1 protein-coding gene and 1 pseudogene are annotated in these 641 nt (G+C 47.9%); both read left to right on the top strand.

Annotation, left to right across the window (positions count from 1 at the left end):
• Nucleotides 1–73: 73 nt before the first annotated feature.
• Nucleotides 74–292: pseudogene (locus R8N49_RS28050) on the top strand (DUF6691 family protein); the annotation flags it as partial.
• A gap of 28 nt (nt 293–320) precedes the next feature.
• The coding region (locus R8N49_RS28045) for an efflux RND transporter permease subunit (protein ID WP_318190561.1) at nt 321–641 on the top strand (321 nt) is incomplete at its 3' end.

Genomic DNA, 641 nt, shown 5'->3' with positions numbered 1-641 from the left:
ATTCGTGCCTAGCTATTTTTTAATCATCATGCCGAGAAAACAATGAGTTAGCGGTGTAGCGTTTTGCCCGCCAACCAATAAGAACATCGACGGACGTTTGTTATCTGGTGCGGCGATCTTTGGTTTAGGTTGGGGTTTGGCAGGTATTTGCCCTGGCCCTGCAGTTGCGAGTCTGGCATTAGGCAACGTGAGCATTGTAGTGTTCTTCCTTGCGATGTTAGTTGGATCTCTGTTCGCGAAAGCGATCATTACTCACCGTAACGCGAAGAAGATGAAAACCGCGAACGCGTAAACAATCAATCTGATATGGAGGGGAAAGGATGCCCGACAAACTAAAGCGAAGTTTTGTTCAGTCTGTGATGAACAGCTTTTTCCCTCCGATCATGATCTTACTCGCGCTTGTGGTCGGTGCTGCGGCCTTGTGGTTGTCCCCGAAAGAGGAAGACCCGCAAATCGTTGTGCCGATGGCCGATGTATTGGTTTCGGCTCCCGGACTCAGCGCTTCTCAAGTCGAAAATCAAATCACTGAACCATTAGAAAAGCTTGTTAGCCAAATTGACGGTGTGGAATACGTTTATTCTTCGTCAATGGAAGGTGCTGCGCAAGTCATCGTTCGTTTCTATGTAGGTGAAAACCGCGAA

It is taken from the genome of Vibrio sp. 1978 (genome assembly GCF_033344345.1).
Note: the sequence above shows the minus strand (reverse complement) of the source record. Positions and strands in the feature narration are given on the sequence as shown.